The organism is Balneola sp. EhC07 (assembly GCF_001650905.1).
GTDB lineage: Bacteria > Bacteroidota > Rhodothermia > Balneolales > Balneolaceae > Balneola.
Window position 1 is genome coordinate 172,206 of the sequence record NZ_LXYG01000001.1, and the last position, 19,698, is coordinate 191,903.

Sequence of the window (19,698 nt, forward strand, 5' to 3'; positions counted from 1 at the left end):
GAATAAATATGAAAAGAAGAGCAGAAAGAATTTTCACTTCAAAATTATATAAAAATTATATATTTACGAGGAACTTAACTTTGAAATATGAAAAGAGAATACAAAATATTAATTGGAGGAGTTTTTTTTACAGGACTTCTTTTCCTGATTCCATCCTTGATGGGGTATATTTGGGCGGGATTATTTCTGTCACTTTTTGGATCAGTTATATACCTGATAGTTCTGTACAGATATGGTAAGAAGAACTTTATAAACACTGATTCAGGAAAGGTAACACTTATTTTTTTAGCTCTATTAATTGTTAATTCTTTAGCCATCTTCACCTTTGATTATTACAGAGCAGATACTCAAAGAGAATTGCTTAGAGAAATTCGAATTACCATTGACAGCTCAATTATAGAAACAGAGATCAGAGCAGAGCTTTTAGAGGTTTACAGGGCGTATCTGTTATCAAATGAAAAAGGAGATGATGTATCGGTTATTGAAGTTGCTACTGATTTTTTTGGTGAGCGACTTAAAGATGATCAGAGATTTCAGGTAAAAACAGCTGAACTGGAAAAGGAATTGAACTTTGTTTATTACACAGATCCCGGATCTGATAGCTTTGCGATATTTTCAACAGCACCTCTTTCTCAAAGTTGGGATGATGATTTTGAAAATTGGAATGGTTCTGTTGGGCTTCTTCAAACAAAAACGACATTAACAAAGGAGGGAGTTACCCATGAAAGACAAAACTAATAAATGGCTACCCTGGTTATCATCCGTGTTAATAGGCATTATAATTTCCTATGCATTAATTACTATTACTGATTCGTATTCAATGTCAAAATATCCGGATGTATTTTTGCCAAGTACGGTCCCGTCTACTCAAGTGAATGGAATTTCTGTGATAGAATCCATTAACGAGTTTTCGGGAGATGAAACCACTTCTGCCTTCTACAAAGGAGCAAGAGCAGGAATAACAATAAGCTTAATACTTATTTTTGTTGTTATCCCTTTTTTGTTTGTAAAAGGGACTATCCAATCCGAAAAAAGAGAAAATCCAACAGCACTTTGGTATACCGGGAGTGCTTTAATGCTTATAATTGTTGTTATGCCTATGATTGCAGGAGCGTCTAAGATACATTGGTTTCAAAATGTAGACAAAAGCTCACAGATGAGCAGAACTCATGATGTAATGCGGATGGAGCTTACCGATGTTTCATTTATAATAGCGGAAGAAATCTTAGAGTTTGATGACATCTCGGTTTTAGCTGAATTTAATGCTGAGAATATTACAGAAATTATAAATTCAGAATTTCATTACTTGTTGGTTACAAACCCGGATGATTCTTCCGCTACCATTACCATTTCTTCAGATAAGGTTAATAATTTCACTGCGACTACAATTATCCGGCCATACTCAGACCAAATTTTTAAATACCAAAGAACATATTAAGAAGATGGAATTTCGAACATAAGCAATTGGTTTAACCAAAAGATCAAATGCTTATGAAAAATATCAACAGTTACCGAAAGTTTTCCAGAAACAACAATGAACCAAACGAGAACGGCGATTATGTTCTTTATTGGATGCAGATCAATCGAAGATTCCAGTATAACTACGCTCTTGAATATGCCATAGGTTGGGCAAATAAATTAGGGAAACCACTGCTTATCTACGAAGGCCTTTCAATTGAATACCCATGGGCGTGTGATCGATTCCACGCATTTATCATGCAAGGAATGAAAGAGAATCTGGACTTTGCTGAATCCAACGATCTGAATTATTTCAGTTTTGTGGAACCGGAGATCGGAGCAGGTAAAGGACTGTTCTATCGATTAGCTGAAAATGCATGTAATGTTATTTCGGATGAATATCCTGTCTTCATCATAAAAAAACACAACGAACGGGTAGCAGATAAAATTGATGTTCCATATACCACAATTGATTCAAATGGTATCATTCCACTTGGGGTAACTGATAAAGATCCGTACTCAGCATATCTGTTCAGAAAGATCATGCAAAAACATTTCAAGGAAGGATTCACAAATCCACCCAAGAAAGATCCAATCGAAGAGTTAGAGAACAGAGATAAGATCGAATTACCCAAAGATTTTCTGAATGATTATCCAAAAGCAGATAAGATGCTGGAAAACATAGAAGAAACTATATCCGGGTTAGATATTGATCATGAAGTGGGAGTTATCGAAATGACCGGAACCCGACAAGCAGCATTGGGAAAACTGGGACATTTTATTGGGCATAGTTTGCTGGAATACGACGAGAAAAGAAATCACCCCGACAAAAAGAAAACGAGTGGATTAAGTCCCTGGTTACATTTCGGAAAGATCAGTGAATATGAGATCGTTAAAGCTGCTCTTGATCATCAGCCCGAAGGGTGGACTCTTGAAGATCTTACACCAAACGGAGGTAAGAATAGTGGCTTTTTTAACGGGGACGGAAATATAGAAAGCTTTCTCGACGAAGTGATCACCTGGCGGGAAGTTGGATTTCATTATGCACATCATGTAAATAATTACGATGAATTTGAGTCTCTGCCAAACTGGGCAAAAACAACCATGGAAGAACACAAAAATGACGTTAGGGAATATGTGTACACTTTGGAAGAATTTGAACAATCCAAAACACATGACGAAATTTGGAATGCCGCACAAACCCAGTTGAGAGAGGAGGGAATCATTCATAATTACTTACGAATGTTGTGGGGAAAAAAGATCATAGAGTGGACTCCCGATCACCGAACCGCATTAGAATACATGATAGAACTGAATAACAAATATGCGATCGATGGGAGGGACCCAAACAGCTACTCCGGAATATTCTGGTGCTTTGGTCGATTTGACCGGGCGTGGCAGGAAAGAGAGATCTTTGGCAAGCTTCGCTATATGACCAGTGACAGCACCAGAAAAAAAGTCAAACTGGATCAGTATCTTGCGAAGTACGGAAACCAAAAATCACTTTTATAGTTAGGATTGAGATTTGTCATTTGTACAGTGTGATTTTTGCCCTGCAATAACATATATTGCACATGTTCAACCAATCCAACAAAATGGATCTATTTCAAGATAAAAATGCATCTTCATTTCAAGTAAACGATTCAGGAAATAGTTATTCCGATGAACCACTAGCAACCCGAATGCGTCCACAGTCGTTAGAAGAGTTTGCAGGTCAGGAACATTTGGTAGGTGAAGGAAAGATGCTTCAAAGAATGATCGAAAGTGGGATCATTGGATCATTGATCTTTTATGGTCCGCCTAGTTCCGGAAAAACTACCTTAGCGCATGTCATTTCAAAAGAGATCAAAGCCAGTTTTAAAGTCATCAACGCTGTTCTGGATGGTATAAAAGAGCTCCGAGCTGTAGTAGAGCAAGCGGAAAAACTAAAAAAGTTGAATGGACGAAAAACCATTCTTTTTGTAGATGAGATCCATCGTTGGAATAAAGCTCAGCAAGATGCATTACTTCCTCATCTGGAATCAGGGATCATTACGTTGGTAGGAGCTACAACAGAAAATCCATTTTACTCATTAGTTAATCCATTGCTTTCGCGATGTCAGTTGTTCGAGTTGTTTCCTTTAACGGTTCCTGATGTAAGAAGAATGTTGGACAGAGCTCTTGCAGACGAAGAAAGAGGTTTAGGAGATAAAGACATACAAGCAGATAAAGAAGCATTAGATCATTTAGCTGATTATGCCGGAGGAGATGTTCGAAATGCATTGAATGCACTGGAAGTAGCGGTTTTATCAAGTAAGAAAAATGAGCAGGGTGAAATCCATATCACCAAAGAGATCGCCGAAGAAAGTATACAAAGAAGAAATGTTCGTTATGATAGAACAGGAGACGAGCACTACCATTATGCTTCAGCTTTTATAAAATCTTTAAGAGGTTCGGATACTGACGCAGCGCTATATTGGATGAATGCCATGTTGGAAGGAGGGGATGATCCTAATTTCCTTTTCAGGAGATTACTCATATTCGCCAGTGAAGATGTGGGAATGGCTGAACCAAATGCGATTACAATCGTTAATTCCTGTCAGGAGGCATTTATGAAAACAGGGATGCCGGAAGGAATGTATTTTTTATCCCATGCTTGTACGTACTTAAGTATTTGCCCGAAAAGTAACAGTACCAAAGGTATTTTTGAAGCTAGTAAAGAAGTACGGGAAAAGGGAGTGGGAGCTGTTCCTCCTTATTTAAAAGACAGAACCGCTAATCGACTTTCATCTACATACCTAGATACAGAAAATGCTTCAAAAGATTATAAATATCCTCACAGCTTTGAAGGAAATTGGGTTGATCAGGAATATCTTCCTGAGATACTGAATGGGAAAAAGTTTTATGAACCAGGAAAAGAAGGGAGAGAAGGTTTGCTGATAAAGAGATTAAATGAGATTAAAAAAAGGTCTCAATCTTCTTGAACTGAGTTTAAATTGGGAAGTGAAAAGTAAAAAATGCTCCCCTGACCGGGTTTGCTGTCTGCCCAAATTTTGCCATTATGCCGAACGATCATTTCTTTACAGAGACTTAAGCCAATTCCTGTTCCGTGTTCATCATCAGTTCCTTCTGTGCTGATATAAGTATCCGTTTTAAATATCTTAGGGATCAAATCGCTCTTAATACCAATACCTGAATCGGATATGGATACAACAGCTTCGTCTCTGTTCTTTTCAGCTGAAATTTTAATTATTCCATCATGAGGAGTGAATTTAAGAGCGTTAGAAATCAGATTCCTTAGAACCGTTTTAAGTCCGTTCGGATCTGCACTAATTTTGATATTAGTATTGTCTTTCAGGATCGTAATATTCTTTCTCTGCTGATGGTCTTGTAGTAAAGCAATAGTTTCATCCAGACATTCATCCAAGTTATTAATAGTATGTTTCATTTCCAGCTCACCAGTTTGGCTTGCAGCCCAGTCGAGTAGGTTTGTAAAGAGCGTGCTGGTTCTTTTAGTTGTATCAGCGATCATCTTACTATATTCAATTACTTCATCCTTTTTTCCTTTTTGGGCATTTTTTTTGATCATTTCACTAAGGCCTGAAATGCCCATAAAAGGAGATTGTAGATCATGAGCCAGAACGGAGAAGAGTTTGTCTTTAGTTTTCACAAGTGAACTTAGTTCTTCCTTTTTATTAACTAACTCAGTGTTATTCTCACGTAGTTTGGTAATTAGTTTTTCTGTTCTTAGGGCAGCTTCTTCAAGCATTCGAAGTAAAAACAAAATTATGTAGAGGTATCCGATAAGAACCAAAAAAATTGTAGCTGAGGAGTTCACTAAAAAAGGATTTTTACTGACTAATAATATTACTCCAAACTGTATGAGGTACAATACTGCACTTATAATGAACATGTTCTTATGAATTGTTAATCCCAAAAGAGGCATTATTACCCAAAAGAAAAGTGTGTTCCTGATGTAGAATGAAGAAAAATCAGGTTCAGCTATTTGAAAGAAAGGAGCTACCAAAAGATTTACTAACAAAATAAGTGCAAACAGAGAAAGGCTGAGTTCGATTTTTGGCTTTTTTACTAAATGAAAAATTAAAGCCAGAGAAGTAAAAAAACTGCAGGCAATATTCATAAGTGCAAGCTCATACGAAACGGGAAATAATAACGCGTCAGTTATATATCCTATTAAACCAATGAGCCCAATAACAGAAACTATCCTAGGATCTTTTATTGAAAGTTTAGCCATTATCAGATTGCCTTAAGAAAGGCTTTAAGTATGTGTAATGTTTTGAAACCTATTTATTCTATACGATTATCGTAATTTCTTTAATAAATTAAAAACTTAGTCGGGCAAATTAACAAACACTTCAAACAAATGAATGATTTGACAGGAATATTGTTACTTATGAAAAACTCAATAACTGAATGAATTTAAAAATAATCAGCAGTACAGATCGCCCTAACTCATGGGCACTAAAAGTATCCCAATATGTGTCGGGGCTTTACAAAACTAAAGATATAGAAGCTCAAGTAATAAGCTTGGAGGATTTTCCATTAGTTGATGTGATAGGTGGTAAATATGGAAAAGAAATTCCGTCCATAAAAAAATTCAGAGACCCTATTTTGAATGCTGATGCGCTCATATTTGTGATTCCGGAATACAATGGGGGATTTCCGGGAATTCTCAAAATGTTTATCGATTACCTCCCGTTTCCGGGGGCATTTGAAAAGATGCCAATGGCATTTATAGGCGAAGCTTCAGGAGCATTCGGAGCATTGAGGTCTGTTGAACAATTTCAAATGATAGCTAATTACAGAAATGCACTTCAATTTCCAGAAAGAGTATTTATACCCAGAGTATCAAAAGAATTTGATCCGGAAACAGGCTTAAAAGATGATTTCAAGCAAAAACTTTTAGATTCTCAGGTTGAGAACTTTATTAAGTTTGTTCGTGATAACTCTTAATTCGACTTTAGCATATATCCGACTCCGTGCAGCGTAATTAAGTAGCGTGGATCATCGGGATGAACTTCGATTTTAGCTCTTAATTTTGAAATATGAACATCTACAGTTCTGGTATTTGTGCTGTATTCATATCTCCATACTTTTTCGAGTAGCTCATCTCTGGAAACCGGGTTGTTAGCATGAGAAAGTAAATATCTTATCAATTCAACCTCACGGGCTGTAAGTTCTACAACCTTATCTCCGGGATGGATTGCTTCGCTTTCCGCCAGATCCAGTTTAACTTCACCTAATTGAAGAATATCAACTTCACCTGCATTCGAATATGTGCCGGCTCTTCTTAAGCGTGCTTTAATTCTTGCAAGAAGTTCTTTAACCCCAAAAGGCTTAGTAAGATAGTCATCAGCTCCAAGCTCAAGTCCTTTAACCTTATCGGTTTCCTGATCTTTAGCAGTAAGCATAATAATCGGAAATGTGTACTTAAGTTCACGTACATCTTTACAAATATCATATCCGCTTTTCCCGGGTAACATAATATCGAGAATCATTAAGTCAGGGTTATGCTCCTTGACCATTTCAACCGCACTTTCTCCATCTTCACTTACAAATACGGTAAATCCTTCACCCTCTAGTGTATCTTGAAGTGTAAAAATTAGACTGGGTTCATCCTCTACTATCAGGATTTTAGAACTCTTCTCTGCCATATCTTCTTAGTTTGAGATTGTAAAATTGGATAATACTACTTTTTTTTGAGTAGTTTTAAATTTCTTGAGTATTAAGTTTTGGAAAAGAGAGCACAAAAGTTGTTCCTACACCATATTCACTTTCTACATGAATATCACCTCCATTCAACAGAACAAGGTTTCTTACAATACTCAATCCTAATCCATGACCTTTTGTTTTAGCAACCAGAGTTTCTTCTACTCTGTAAAATTTCTTAAATATGTTTTTCAGTTCGTTTTTGCGGATACCAACACCGTGATCCCGAATAGAGAGTTTGATCTGAGATTCATCTTCAAATAATTTTATAGCGATCTTTTTTGTTTCAAAGCTATACTTAATAGCATTTTCAAAAAGATTACTTAAGATGGTTTCAATACTATCTATATCTACTAAAACATTAAAATCAGTTTCCTGTTCGGAGTTGTAATCTAGTTCAAATCCTTTTTCTAATATGAACTCCTCATTCTCAGCCAAATAATTGTCGATCAATACTTTAAGATCTTGATGAGTTTTATTTATGAGAGTTTGGCCTGCATCATATTTAGCTACGTCCAGAAGTTTTTCGATCATTTTTCTCAGACGAATAGATTCATCGTAAATATGAGCTCCATACTTTTTAAGACGTTCGGGTTCAGTGACTCTTCCATCAGAAATGTTTTCCCCGGCTGCCTGCATAACAGCTAAAGGAGTTTTAAGCTCATGGGTAACATTAGCCAGAAAACCTGCTTGCCTCATTGAAAGCTCTCGTTCTTTTTGAGCAGTGTAGAACATGAACAGTAAAGAGCCTACTAAGAATAGAACAGCAAAACCAAGAACTATAATATTTTTTCTAAAGGTATCCTGATAAGCAGAGGTGATCGGTGGATTCAGGAAAGCTACTTTTATGATCCAGTCACCGAAGAATCTTGGAAAACGTACTCGGTTATCTACCAGATCAACACTAAAATCTACAGACGAGTTATTGGAAGCTAAGACAATATCTCTGCGATGATCATGTAGCCATACAATGGTTCCATCATTCTCGATTCCACCAAAGTATTCATAAATGAGTGGTGCGATGAGCTTATTTACAATTGCTTCCTGATCCAAAATAAAAGTAAAATACCCAATTACCCTGTTCTCGGTTAAGTTGATCAATCCAATATTCATGCTACGATGGGCGTCAAACTCTATCATGGAACGCCATCTGAGATCGAAATTATTGATCTGAATTCGAGTAGCAGAGCGTATAAGACCAACCCCGTCGCAAACCAAACTGCTATAATCACCGGTTGTTTCCATTTTCATATCACTTTGATTGAAGTAATAAATGGAGGTGCCGGTTTCACAAGGATCTTTAGAAGCAGGGGTATAATAAATAGAAGAAGTGTAGGGATTATCGGCCAGATCAATAAAGATCTTTTCTAATGTTTTTGAAATTTCCCCGTTATTTTCCAAAGATGCTTCAGTTTGATCATCTATATTCAGGGGTTTTGTAAAGGGATCATAAATTTTACTTTGAACAAGAGCAGTTAATTCTTCGGCTTTCTTAAGCTGACGTTCGCTCTCACTCTCAGTTACTCTTTCCCGGATGTCATAAAGGCTAAAAACATTCATCCCGGTGAGTGCAATAATAGCAAACAGGCCTACCATCAGGAGTATCCAGCGCAATAGGCGATTGCGACCAATTTTTTTGGCTGTATTAATGTTCATGTATATAAAATAGGAGAATCTTTGATCCCATCCATTTTAATGGTGGTAAAAAAAGATGAAGAAAGAAATTGAAGTGATGTTCTAAAGCTTTTCGAAGTTTTTAACTAAAGATTCCTTCAAAACATCAAATTCGATAGGTTTAACTAAATAATCCAGATAATTGGTTTCTTTTGCTCTTTCCACATGATAAGGATCTGAATTACCTGTAATGTAAATTACAGGTACATCTGAGAATTTTCTGATCTCGAGCATGGCGTCAATACCATCCATTTCTCCTTCAAGAGAGATATCCATTAGGATCAAATCGGGTTTTATACGTTTTGCAATTTCTATAGCAGTTTTCCCGTATACAAGTTCGCCCTCAGCCCCGTAGCCCAGTTTTTCTAAATAGCTTTCGTAAAGCAGATTAAGGATGAGATCGTCTTCAACGATCATAACCGTTTTCTGTTTCTTGTCCATAAAATTAGCTCTTCTTAAATCAGCTTATATAATAAGAGGTTTAATGGATAAAGAAAATTCTTATTACTAAAGATTTTTAGATTATAATAATTACAAAAAACCTATTTGTTAGTTCTATTTATGGTTAAAACTAAATAAGTTGCCTCATTTAAGTTATAATAGTATTCTGTTTTGATTTCTAGTAATGTTTTGGGCGGTATTAGGGTACAGTGATTATTTAAAGTATGAAGGACATCAAAAGTTTGTATAAAAAAAGATACATCAGCAAGCTGAATGTTGATATGAAAGTGGTGAGTATTTTACTGGTATTTATTGTACTGGTGATATCTCTTCTTATTTCTATTGTTGTATCTACAAACTCATTATCAGCATTACGAGGGTTTGCATCTTTCCAAACTAACTGGACTACTGCGCGGAAAGACGTAACCTTCAATTTGGTAAACTACCTTCGCACTCAGGATCAGAGTTATAAAACCAAAGTAGAAAGTTCTGTATTTCTTATTAAAGAAATGGAGCAGATCAGGATCGAACTGAAGGATGATAATACTGACAGAGAGTTGGTAAGAGCATTGCTGGAAAAAACGCATTCAGTACCGGCTGACATAGGAAAAATGATAACCACATTCGAAAATTTTCACGAATTCAGTGAATTCAAAGAAACAGTTGCGTTATGGATCGAATCTGATTCATTGATCTTTGAATTGGAAGGCATTTCAAACAGAGCTGAGAAGCTGATCAATGAGAATAGCTTCACGGAATCAGAACAGGAAAAACTGATATCAAGAGTTATAGAACTGGATGATGAACTAACAGTAATGCAGTTTAAATTATCCATATCTCTGGCGAGAGGAACAGAGCTGTTAAACTTGGTAATTATATGTGTAATTATTTCTCTGGTTGTAATAAGTATAATAGTTGGGAGCATACTCTCATTGAGATTCTTAAAAAGCATTAGAAAATGGAGTGAAGAAATAGAGCTTAGTGAGCAAAAGTACCGGTCTCTGTTCGATCAAAACCCAAATGCAGTTTTTTCAGTCTCGCCTGTAGGAAAATTGATCAATGCCAATAAAGTACTTGAGCAACTGATAGGTTACTCAGCTGATGAAATGAAAAATTCAACTTTTCAAAGATTTGTGGATGAGACTCAGGTAGAAAGAGTAAGAAAGCATTTTCTGTTGGCTTTAAAGGGAAGATCTCAGACTTATGAAACACAAATTTTAAAAGAAGACGGAAGTTATATTTCCGCTGAAGTTACCAACCTTCCTATTATTGTGGATGGAGAGATTACCGGTATTTATGGTGTGATTAATGATATAACGCACAGAAAAGAAGCTGAGCAGAAAATTAAAGATCAGCTGGTAGAAAAAACATATCTATTATCAGAAGTGCATGATCGGGTAAAAAATAATTTAGCTTTGGTTTCCACCTTAGTTCAGTTGCAACAGAATGAGATTGAGAAAGAGAACAGGGGAGAAAGTTTTGTAAATACTGTATCCAGGATACGTTCCATGGCATTAGTGCATGAGCGTTTATATCAAAACGAAACGTTCTCCAGCATTAGAATGGATGAATACATAAACGATCTTATTGAGAATATTCAACTCAAAGGATATCAAAAAATTAAAAAACCGAGGCTGGAGCTGGAAGCAAGTCCGGTTAGTCTAAGTATTGAACAGGCTATCCCAACGGGATTACTTTTAAACGAAGTGTTGGTAAATGCTTTTAAGTATGGCTCTGATGCTTTAGATCCGGTGATCAAGGTAAATATGTTTTCTGTTGATGGAGAAGTGACGATCAAAGTTGAGGATAATGGTCCGGGGCTTCCCAAAAACTTTGAACTGGAAAAACCGGAAACATTGGGCTTCCGATTGGTTTCGGTGTTGTTAAAACAGTTAAAAGCCAGTTTTGTCATTAACAATGATAATGGAGCATCTTTTACGTTCAGATATAAGATCGAAAAGCCGGTGACATCAAAGAGAGCAATGAAGCGTCGACTTGTGAATTAGATTTAGAATGGGACTTACAGACTATCTTTGCTGTTGCTTTTAAGTTGTGAACTTGAAAGAGTAAAGAGCTTTATTAAAAAATAAATGGAAAAAATTATTTTGACTTACCTAAATAAATTAAAGCGAAACAAGATTGAAATTGGATTATTTTTAATCTCGTTCCGTAGCTCTGCTGCGGAATGCTAATGGGAGCTCGGCTCCCCATTACCCCCATTACTTTATCTATCAAACACTCGAATAGGAACAAGCCCATCTAATCCTTCATAATTACGTGCAGAAGAATATCTCCATTCAATCTCTCTGTTCACAAAACCAGCTTTCACAGGGTTAAAATGGATATAAGATATTTTCTGAATCATCATTTCAGTAGTTCTAATTTGTTTAGGATGAAAGCTTTCCTGCCAGACTTTATACTCTGAGTTTTCTTTATTAACCCCATTTTTAAGTCTTTTTAAATAGTATGTTCTATTCGTCTCTGTCAGGTAATCAATAATAGTTCTTGCAGTATATGATTTGAATTTACGGAGTTTATCAGAAAGGTTATTTCCTGCCATTATACAATGAAGGTGATCGTGCATAAACACATAGGCATATAGTGTTATTAATCTTTCTTCCTGCAAAAATCGCAAGGAATTAAGAACTATTTTAGCTACTTCTTGATCTGCAAATAATGAAAGCTGATCATTAAATGTGCTTGTTATGAAGTATGGATAATGCTCTTCGTAGATTTTGTATCTGCTTCTTCCCATGTAGGGTAATACCATTTTAGAAGTAATTCCTTACAAAATATTTTTGAAGCAGAGCTTCTGGTGGTCATTCCGCAGCAGAGCTACGGAACGAGGAAAAGTTCTGTGTCCCTATGTTGTCCCCAGAATGGTAAGCATTGACAATCATGTGAAAACAAAAAACCCCTGTAACTCTATAAATATATGAGCTACAAGGCTTTAAAGTACCCGAGGCCGTAATACTGGAGTCTAAAATAGACGAAATTACATTTCAAATAGCAAAAAGGTGTGCCTATTGTAATTAATATTGCGAAATCAATATTATTTTTTACTATTTAAGATATCAACATCGACCAATATGGAGACCAGATTATCGCTCTTTTTGGCTTAAAAATATTTGGCAGATAATGGAATTTTAGCTATTGATTAAAATCAATAATTTCTGTTGTTTAATTCCGTAGTTATTAACTGGTATAAATTGTTTTACAAAAAATATTTTTTAATAGTTTAGATATATCTTAACTTGATAGAACTGGAAAAACAAGGTAAAAAACACTTAGTCGTAAGTGTAAACAAAAATTTAGGTAACAAGATGAGTTACTCGGATTTTTGTGCAGATGAAAATTATGTTAAGTCTAGTGATATAATTATAAGTAAAATTGACTCCTTAGCTGATAATGGGTACGAAGTTGTTAGAAGACAGAAATGTTATTCAGTGGCTCAGGGTCATACAAACTTGTTGTACATAAAAGAAGGTTCAAAAGTTATAAGAATACCATTCACAATTGAGGAAATTTGTGATCATTCAGTTATAATTTTAACTCATGTTTTTGTTAAAGATAAAAAGAATAAAGAAAACCTTGAGTTCAAATCAGCTGATAAAATTATTACGAACACTTTAAAATGGATCAGTGAAAATGAAAAAAAGTTTCAGAAACTTATTAAGTAGTTATCCAGAAAGTAAAAGAGATAGATTCTCTAAACGATTAACTAAATTTGATTTTAGAGCTAGCCTGTTTCTGGAAGAATTTTCTGCATCAATATTAAAACAACTCAAAGACAATAATGGAAAAAAGAAAGATATTGCAGAAAAATTAGACATTTCTAAATCAGCCGTTACGCAACTATTAGACCCAAAAACTAATATTTCAATATTGAAAATATTTGAACTAGCAAATGCGGTTGGAATGACACCTGATTTTTTGGAATTGATTGACGTGTCTGATTGTTTAGAAGAGGGTGTTGAGGTTGAGAATGAATCGCGTATTGACACTTCAAATAATTATTTTATGACTCTACATAAAAATACGAATTCAAGCACTACTGAAATTAGTAGTAAGGACTCAGATGAATTTGTTCTAGCATTGGTTCAATGAAAAAGAATATTCAATACCGTTATACAAATATTTTTTTAGTGAGTTCAAATATTATCGAGCCCCGAGTTAGTGACATTAATGAGGCTATTGGAGGACAACCTATTAAAATACAGACTGAAACATCTTATGATAAAGATACAAATGAATGTTTTTTGGATATAAGAGTAATGTTGCAATCTAAATTAACGAATGAAGAGCTTATCGATGTAAGGTTGAGAAGTTCTTTTATAATAAAAGGAATTGAAGCGGAAGACATCGATAAGGAAGAAAATATAGGGATATTGGAAACACTAGTTTCTTTATCATATTCAAGTACAAGAGGTTATTTAGCATCACTACTTACAAACTATCGATATAAAGATAAAGTTTTCCTTCCCGTAGTTCCTCCTAAAAAGTTAATCGAAAAAAAAGCTAAAGAGAATAAAGACGTTGAAAAGAAATCTTGATTTAGTATAGACAGACAATTGTGTCATTTCTTTATTAAGTATGTCTATAATTACTACAGCATTTTAAAAAGCTGGAATAAATTATCTTTTGTGCTCAAAAAAAGAGGAATTCATTTTATTGAGTAGTAATCTTCAAGCTAAATAAATTTAAAAGAGGCTACAAAGTGTAGACTCGAACATCGACCAATACCGAGACCAAAACAAAAATAGCCTCTTGTAAGTTGTTATAAAAAATATACTTACAAAAGGCTAAAAGTACCCGAGGCCGGACTCGAACCGGCACTCCAATTTAATTAGAATTGGATTTTAAGTCCAACGTGTCTACCAATTCCACCACTCGGGCTTGGTTTGTTCTTCCAAATTGATTGTCAGTAGTTAAAAACACTAACCATTCGGAAGGCGCAAAATATACAACTTAATATGGGACTACTTCAATATTGTTTTCAATAAATTTCGAATTATTTCTGGTATCTGTTTTGTACATTCCTGAAAACAAAAAAAGATTCTATAGACATGATGAAGAAGATATTTCCCATTCTGCTTAGTGTAGTGTTAATTAATACAGCTTCGGCACAAATAGAAGTCGGCGCTTCTTTTGAGCTTAGAGATGAAGAACCACAAAGCGGGTTTGGAGTGCGTATTCAATCCGGGTTTTTGAATTCGATACCGGTGGTGAATTTTGGGCTTCGAGCACATTTTAGTTATTTCAGTGAAACCAATACCGTCGATGAAACAACTTTCTCTTATGACAAAAGTATCGAGAACTATGATTTTGGATTAGCTGCATATGCGGGAGTAACCCTGGGTTTATTGGAGCCATATATTGGCGCAGGGTTGGGCTCAGAAACGGTAGATCTAAGCGCAGAGGATTTTTCAAATCCACCACCACCAAATCAACAACCAAGTGAAGAAGAGGAATCTAATATCTATTGGAATACATTTGCAGGAGCAAAAGTAACTGTTATTCCATTGGTTAAACCTTTTGTTGAATATAGATTCTCAAGCCGGAATCTTGAAGTTCCCGATCTCAATGATAAAACAGGCAGAATTATTTTTGGGGTTGTACTTAGTTTTTAAATTTAGTTAACTACAAACAGCGGTTTTGTTCACACTCAACCGCTTTTTTTATACGTTTTATATTCAACTTTCTTAGTAGGATGAAACCTTACATAAAGGGCAATTGTTCGCGTTAAATAATGAGTGATTTAAAAGAAATAGCACGTACGGATTTAGAAAGTCTCAAGCTTAAGAAAGCTCAGAAACAAGATCTGAAGCAGCTCCTGGAAGAATGTCGGGAGTTTATTGGTGAAATAAATGAGGAACAGGTAGAAAAAGCTTTCAAGCTATGCTACTTGTCACATGATGGAATGGTCAGGGCTTCCGGAGAACCGTATTATTACCACCCCGTTGAAGTAGCTAAAATTGTAGCCAGAGAGATCAACATTGATGAGATCTCTGTGATAGCTGCTCTATTACACGACACCGTTGAAGACACTTCTGTTACTCTTGAGGATATAGAATATTGGTTTGGCAAAGAAGTAGCTGTGATCATTAACGGAGTTACGAAAATAGAAGGTGTCTTTAAAAGCAGAGACAGCAAGCAAGCTGAAACGTTTATGAAGCTGCTCCTCTCAATGGCTGAGGATATCCGGGTTGTATTAATAAAGTTTGCGGATCGTCTTCATAACATGAGAACCATTCATCATCTGAAAAGAGAAAAACAAATGAAGATCGCTAACGAGACAATGGATCTGTATGCTCCACTTGCTCATCGTTTTGGATTGTTCAAGATCAAAAATGAATTAGAGGACCTCTGTTTTAAAACGCTGGATCCTACATCCTTCAAATTTGTTGCAAGAAAGCTTAAAGAAAAGAAGGAATCGAGAGAAAAGTTCATCAAACAATTTATGACTCCTGTTGAAAAGCAGCTAAAGGAGTTGAAGTTAAATTTTGAGATAAAAGGCAGACCAAAGCATATTTACTCCATCTATAAGAAGATGCAGCGTCAGCAAAAGCCATTCGAAGAAATTTATGACCTGTTTGCGATAAGGGTAATTTTGGGAGAGCCTCATTCTAAAGAAGATTGCTGGCGAGTGTATTCGATTTTTACTGATTGGTACACTCCGATTCCTGAACGCTTTCGTGATTTCATTTCGGTTCCTAAAGCCAACGGTTATCAATCATTGCATACTACCGTGATCACCAATCAGGGTAAAAAAGTAGAAGTGCAGATTCGTACACGAAAGATGGATGACATCGCAGAAAAGGGACTGGCTGCTCACTGGAAGTATAAAGAAGGAGCCCAGGAAGGATCTGAAAGTCTTGATAAGTTTGTAAACTGGGTAAGAGATGTTTTAGACAATCCCCGACCTGATGCAGCAACTGATTTCGTTAAGGATTTTCAGCTCAATCTGTACCAAGAAGAACTTTATGTGTTTACTCCAAAAGGAGAGCTAACTACGTTGCCAAACGGTGCAACTGCTATTGATTTCGCTTTTGATATTCATAGCGAAGTTGGGGAACGTGCAATGGCTGCTAAAGTAAATGGTAAAATGGTTCCGCTCCGACAAAAGCTTTCTAACGGGGATCAGGTTGAAATACTGACAGGTAATAAGATCAATCTGAATGTAGATTGGATTGATGATGTAGTTACGCATAAGGCAAAATCCAGAATTCGTCAGTACATAAAACAAAAAGAAAGAGCGGTTTCTGATGAAGGAAAAGCTATTTGGGATAAAAGGATTGATCGTGGTAAGATCGAGATCAGTGATCAGGAGCTTACTAAGTTTGCAAAAATGTATGACTTTACTACCACGCAAGATATGTTTTATGCTATTGGGGTAGGCTCTTTTGATGTCAATAAATTGTTCGGAGAGGTAAAGAAGTATAAGAGCACCGGCAGAATTGAGGAAGAGCAAAGTGAATCCACTAAAGCTACTGAAGATGAGATCCAGCAAAAGTATATAAAGGAAGCAAGGTCTGTAGGAGACGGAAAGTCTTTAATTATAAATGGCGAGCTGAGTAATGTAAAATATTCTTATGCAAACTGTTGTAATCCGATTCCTGGAGATGATGTAATTGGGTTTATAAGCAGAACCGGTGATATTAAAATTCACAGATCAATGTGTAATAATGCACTTCATCTGATCAAAACTGAAGGCGAGAGAATTGTAGATGTTGACTGGTCTAAGAATATTGAGACGAAATTTCTGGGTGCTGTAAAAGTGATCGGAGAGGACAGAGTAGGGATGATCAACGATATTACTGATGTATTGTCTAAATCCTTATCAACAAATATGAAGAGTATAAATGTAAATAGTGACAGCGGTATGTTCGAGGGAATTATATCTCTTTATGTTGATGGATTATCACATCTTAAGAAGATCATGAAAAGGTTAGAAAGAGTTGAAGGAGTAAAAAATGTTCTTAGATATGAATAACTTTAACAATATTAATTTTTGAGAGTCTATACTTGTAAGTATATTGCCAGCAATGATTAGAATCGCTTTTAGGTTTCAAAATAAGCAAAAAGTTAAGAAGCGGATAAATCAAAAGGACAACGCGAGATATACTCGCTTTAACTAAACTACTATTATTATGATGACATACACCAAACGGGATGTTGTTCGTCGTGTTGCGGAAGCACAAGACGAGGCAATGATAAACGCTGAACCATGGGTTGACGCGGTAATTGTTGCATTAAGAGAAATAATGATGTCTGCAGATACAGAGTGCAGAATCGAAATTAGAGATTTTGGAGTGCTTGAAGTAAAAGAGACTAAAGCAAAACCAAAAGCCAGAAATCCCAAAACTAATGAAGTGATTTACGTGCCCGCTCACCGTAAAACACATTTCAAGCCAAGTAAGTTAATGAAGTCGTTTTTACGCCAACCTCTGGAAGACGTAAAAAAGAAATAATAGTGCAAAACTATGCACGCTTGATCGGTATTGACGTTGGTAAAAAACGTTGTGGGTTAGCCCAAACCGATCTTTTACAGACTATTGCCTCGCCAGTTGGGACTTTTTCACCGGATGAGATTATTGATAAAATAACTCATATAGTGGAAGAGTCTCAGGTTGAGGGTTTTGTAATAGGCTGGCCTCTGATGCCAAATGGAGAAGAAGGAGAGGCAACCAGAATGGTTCAGGAATTTATAAATCGGTTAAAGAATCTGTATCCTGAAATTCCGGTATTTAAAATTGATGAGAGATATACTTCTAATCAAGCTCTTGATGTGATGATAGAAATAGGAGTACCCCAAAAAAAGAGAAGAAAAAAAGAACGTGTGGATAGAATCGCCGCAGCCCTTATCTTACAGGCCTACTTAGAGTCTAAACATTAATTTTTTATGTCAATTTTACCCATTGTTACCTACAATGATTCTGTTTTAAGGGATAAAACCGAGCCCATAAGCGAATTAACGGAAGAGGTTTCTGAGCTTATAGAAGATATGATCGAGACCATGTACAATTCTGATGGAGTAGGACTAGCTGCTCCTCAAATTGGAAAATCTCTTAAAATCTTTGTTATGGATGGAGATCCTGTTGTTGAAGATGAAGAAGAAAAACACGGGGTAATGGTCTTTATTAATCCTGAGATCGTTGAGAAAAAAGGAAAAAATATCCCGATGGATGAAGGCTGCCTAAGCATACCAGAAGTTCGTGAAAAAGTGTTCAGGCCGGAAACGATCGTGATCAAGTACAGAGACAAAGATTTTAGCGAAAAGGTGGAAGAATTTTCAGGTTGGATCGCGCGGATCATTCAACATGAAAACGATCATTTAAATGGAATACTATTCATTGATTATCTAAGCTCTTTTAGAAAAAGAATGGTCAAATCAGATCTTGAACAAATAGATCTGGGAAATATAGAAGTAGAGTATCCAATAGTTTCAAGGGGATAAGATGAATATCGTTTTTATGGGATCTCCGGATTTTGCAATTCCAAGTCTTGAGAAGATATTTAATTCGAACCACACTATTCAGGCAGTAGTAAGTAATGTAGATAAGAGAAGAGGTAGGGGTTCTGAAGTGGCTCCTACTGTTGTGAAAGCAAAAGCCTTGGAACTAGGCTTACCGGTAATTGAAGTCGAGGATCTAAAATCTGAGGAGTTTGAAAAGACTTTGAAAGAATTAAATCCGGATCTTTTTGTGGTGGTTGCCTTTAGAATATTACCAAAAAATATACTCGAAATACCCAAGATCGGTAGTATTAACCTCCACGCATCTCTTTTACCGAAATACAGAGGAGCGGCACCAATTCACTGGGCTGTAATAAACGGTGAAGTAGAAACCGGTTGTACTATTTTCTTTCTCGATGAAAAAGTGGATACAGGCAATATTATTCTTCAAAAGAAAATTCCTATTGGCGATAACGATACAACAGGTGATATCTATTCTAAACTCATGGCAGAAGGGAGTAGTCAACTTTTAGAAGCAATCGATCTCATAGAGTCAGATAATTATGATCTGAAAAAACAAGAAGACTCAAAGGCTACACCGGCTCCAAAATTGTTCAATGAAAATACAAGAATAGATTTCAATAAAACTGCTGGGGAAGTTCATAACCTAATCAGAGGATTATATCCTTTCCCTGTTGCCTGGACTACCTGGAATGACAAAAAAGTGAAGATCTATAGTTCAAAGCTAGGTCCTGAAATAAAAGTGGCTCCATCCAAACTATTAGAAAAAGAAGGGAAATTACTGGCAGGATGTAGAGAAGGAACCATTGAGATTACAGAACTGCAATTACCGGGCAAAAAAAGAATGAGTTCTGAAGAGTTTATCAACGGTTACGAAGTTGAGGGCTCATTCAAATAGTAAATTTTATTATTTATTAATTTGAGAATACAAGCACGTTTTT

The 19,698-nt window shown here is 35.9% G+C and carries 20 protein-coding genes and 1 tRNA gene; 15 read left to right on the top strand and 6 right to left on the bottom strand.

The genetic code is table 11. The annotated features are described in order from the left end of the window. Positions 1-87: 87 nt before the first annotated feature. The 4 genes from A8B79_RS00730 (at position 88) to A8B79_RS00745 (ending at position 4,421) form a co-directional block, all read left to right on the top strand. Complete coding sequence (locus tag A8B79_RS00730; protein WP_066216692.1) at positions 88-738, top strand: hypothetical protein; 651 nt, start codon at positions 88-90, stop codon at positions 736-738. Further along, positions 722-1,438: a hypothetical protein gene (locus tag A8B79_RS00735; RefSeq protein WP_066216695.1), complete on the top strand. Its 717-nt coding sequence runs from the start codon at positions 722-724 to the stop codon at positions 1,436-1,438. Before A8B79_RS00730 ends, A8B79_RS00735 begins: the two co-directional genes overlap by 17 nt. 53 nt (positions 1,439-1,491) lie before the next feature. Then, positions 1,492-2,970 carry an FAD-binding domain-containing protein gene (locus A8B79_RS00740; protein WP_082894018.1) on the top strand — a complete coding sequence of 493 codons (1,479 nt, stop codon included), beginning with the start codon at positions 1,492-1,494 and terminating at the stop codon, positions 2,968-2,970. A gap of 83 nt (positions 2,971-3,053) precedes the next feature. Beyond that, complete coding sequence (locus A8B79_RS00745) at positions 3,054-4,421, top strand: replication-associated recombination protein A (RefSeq protein WP_066216698.1); 1,368 nt, start codon at positions 3,054-3,056, stop codon at positions 4,419-4,421. Here A8B79_RS00745 and A8B79_RS00750 read toward each other — a convergent pair. Further along, positions 4,409-5,692 (bottom strand): sensor histidine kinase, encoded by a 1,284-nt coding sequence (locus A8B79_RS00750; RefSeq protein WP_066216701.1) that lies wholly within the window; start codon positions 5,690-5,692, stop codon positions 4,409-4,411. The genes A8B79_RS00745 and A8B79_RS00750 overlap by 13 nt on opposite strands. Before the next feature lie 179 nt (positions 5,693-5,871). Here A8B79_RS00750 and A8B79_RS00755 point away from each other — a divergent pair, with 179 nt between their 5' ends. Next, positions 5,872-6,411, top strand: a complete 540-nt coding sequence (locus A8B79_RS00755; RefSeq protein WP_066216704.1) for an NADPH-dependent FMN reductase — start codon at positions 5,872-5,874, stop codon at positions 6,409-6,411. Here the strand turns inward: A8B79_RS00755 and A8B79_RS00760 are convergent. From A8B79_RS00760 to A8B79_RS00770, 3 genes are all read right to left on the bottom strand, one after another. Continuing rightward, positions 6,408-7,112, bottom strand: a complete 705-nt coding sequence (locus tag A8B79_RS00760; RefSeq protein ID WP_066216707.1) for a response regulator transcription factor — start codon at positions 7,110-7,112, stop codon at positions 6,408-6,410. The two genes, A8B79_RS00755 and A8B79_RS00760, sit on opposite strands and share 4 nt — an antisense overlap. Positions 7,113-7,167: 55 nt before the next feature. After that, positions 7,168-8,823 (bottom strand): sensor histidine kinase, encoded by a 1,656-nt coding sequence (locus A8B79_RS00765; RefSeq protein ID WP_066216709.1) that lies wholly within the window; start codon positions 8,821-8,823, stop codon positions 7,168-7,170. An 81-nt stretch (positions 8,824-8,904) separates the two neighbouring features. Then, positions 8,905-9,282 (bottom strand): response regulator, encoded by a 378-nt coding sequence (locus tag A8B79_RS00770; protein WP_066216710.1) that lies wholly within the window; start codon positions 9,280-9,282, stop codon positions 8,905-8,907. A 224-nt stretch (positions 9,283-9,506) separates the two neighbouring features. Here A8B79_RS00770 and A8B79_RS00775 point away from each other — a divergent pair, with 224 nt between their 5' ends. Beyond that, positions 9,507-11,288, top strand: coding sequence for a sensor histidine kinase (locus A8B79_RS00775; protein WP_066216712.1), 1,782 nt, complete (start codon positions 9,507-9,509; stop codon positions 11,286-11,288). Positions 11,289-11,506: 218 nt separating this feature from the next. Here the strand turns inward: A8B79_RS00775 and A8B79_RS00780 are convergent, their stop codons facing one another. Continuing rightward, positions 11,507-12,052, bottom strand: a complete 546-nt coding sequence (locus A8B79_RS00780; RefSeq protein WP_235603511.1) for an REP-associated tyrosine transposase — start codon at positions 12,050-12,052, stop codon at positions 11,507-11,509. Positions 12,053-12,536: 484 nt separating this feature from the next. Here A8B79_RS00780 and A8B79_RS00785 point away from each other — a divergent pair, with 484 nt between their 5' ends. From A8B79_RS00785 to A8B79_RS00795, 3 genes are read left to right on the top strand one after another with little or no spacing between them, the layout of a single operon-like run. Next, entirely contained in the window at positions 12,537-12,962 is a 426-nt protein-coding gene (locus A8B79_RS00785; protein ID WP_066216714.1) for a hypothetical protein, read from the top strand. Further along, on the top strand, positions 12,931-13,389 hold the full coding sequence (locus A8B79_RS00790; protein WP_066216717.1) for a helix-turn-helix domain-containing protein: 459 nt from the start codon (positions 12,931-12,933) through the stop codon (positions 13,387-13,389). The genes A8B79_RS00785 and A8B79_RS00790 overlap by 32 nt, the downstream gene beginning before the upstream one ends. Continuing rightward, positions 13,386-13,835: a hypothetical protein gene (locus A8B79_RS00795; RefSeq protein ID WP_066216721.1), complete on the top strand. Its 450-nt coding sequence runs from the start codon at positions 13,386-13,388 to the stop codon at positions 13,833-13,835. The genes A8B79_RS00790 and A8B79_RS00795 overlap by 4 nt, the downstream gene beginning before the upstream one ends. Before the next feature lie 256 nt (positions 13,836-14,091). Here the strand turns inward: A8B79_RS00795 and A8B79_RS00800 are convergent. After that, positions 14,092-14,178, bottom strand: a tRNA-Leu gene (locus A8B79_RS00800). Between the two features lie 170 nt (positions 14,179-14,348). Between A8B79_RS00800 and A8B79_RS00805 the strand changes: the two genes are divergently transcribed. From A8B79_RS00805 to fmt, 6 genes are all read left to right on the top strand, one after another. Continuing rightward, on the top strand, positions 14,349-14,912 hold the full coding sequence (locus A8B79_RS00805; RefSeq protein WP_066216723.1) for an outer membrane beta-barrel protein: 564 nt from the start codon (positions 14,349-14,351) through the stop codon (positions 14,910-14,912). 119 nt (positions 14,913-15,031) lie between these two features. Then, on the top strand, positions 15,032-17,275 hold the full coding sequence (locus A8B79_RS00810; protein ID WP_066216728.1) for a RelA/SpoT family protein: 2,244 nt from the start codon (positions 15,032-15,034) through the stop codon (positions 17,273-17,275). A gap of 157 nt (positions 17,276-17,432) precedes the next feature. Further along, complete coding sequence (locus A8B79_RS00815; protein WP_066216732.1) at positions 17,433-17,753, top strand: HU family DNA-binding protein; 321 nt, start codon at positions 17,433-17,435, stop codon at positions 17,751-17,753. Positions 17,754-17,755: 2 nt separating this feature from the next. Next, positions 17,756-18,178 (top strand): Holliday junction resolvase RuvX, encoded by a 423-nt coding sequence (gene ruvX / locus A8B79_RS00820; protein ID WP_066216734.1) that lies wholly within the window; start codon positions 17,756-17,758, stop codon positions 18,176-18,178. 6 nt (positions 18,179-18,184) lie between these two features. Continuing rightward, positions 18,185-18,739: a peptide deformylase gene (gene def / locus A8B79_RS00825; protein ID WP_066216737.1), complete on the top strand. Its 555-nt coding sequence runs from the start codon at positions 18,185-18,187 to the stop codon at positions 18,737-18,739. A gap of 1 nt (position 18,740) precedes the next feature. Next, positions 18,741-19,655 (top strand): methionyl-tRNA formyltransferase, encoded by a 915-nt coding sequence (gene fmt / locus A8B79_RS00830; protein WP_066216742.1) that lies wholly within the window; start codon positions 18,741-18,743, stop codon positions 19,653-19,655. The last annotated feature ends 43 nt before the right edge of the window (positions 19,656-19,698 follow it).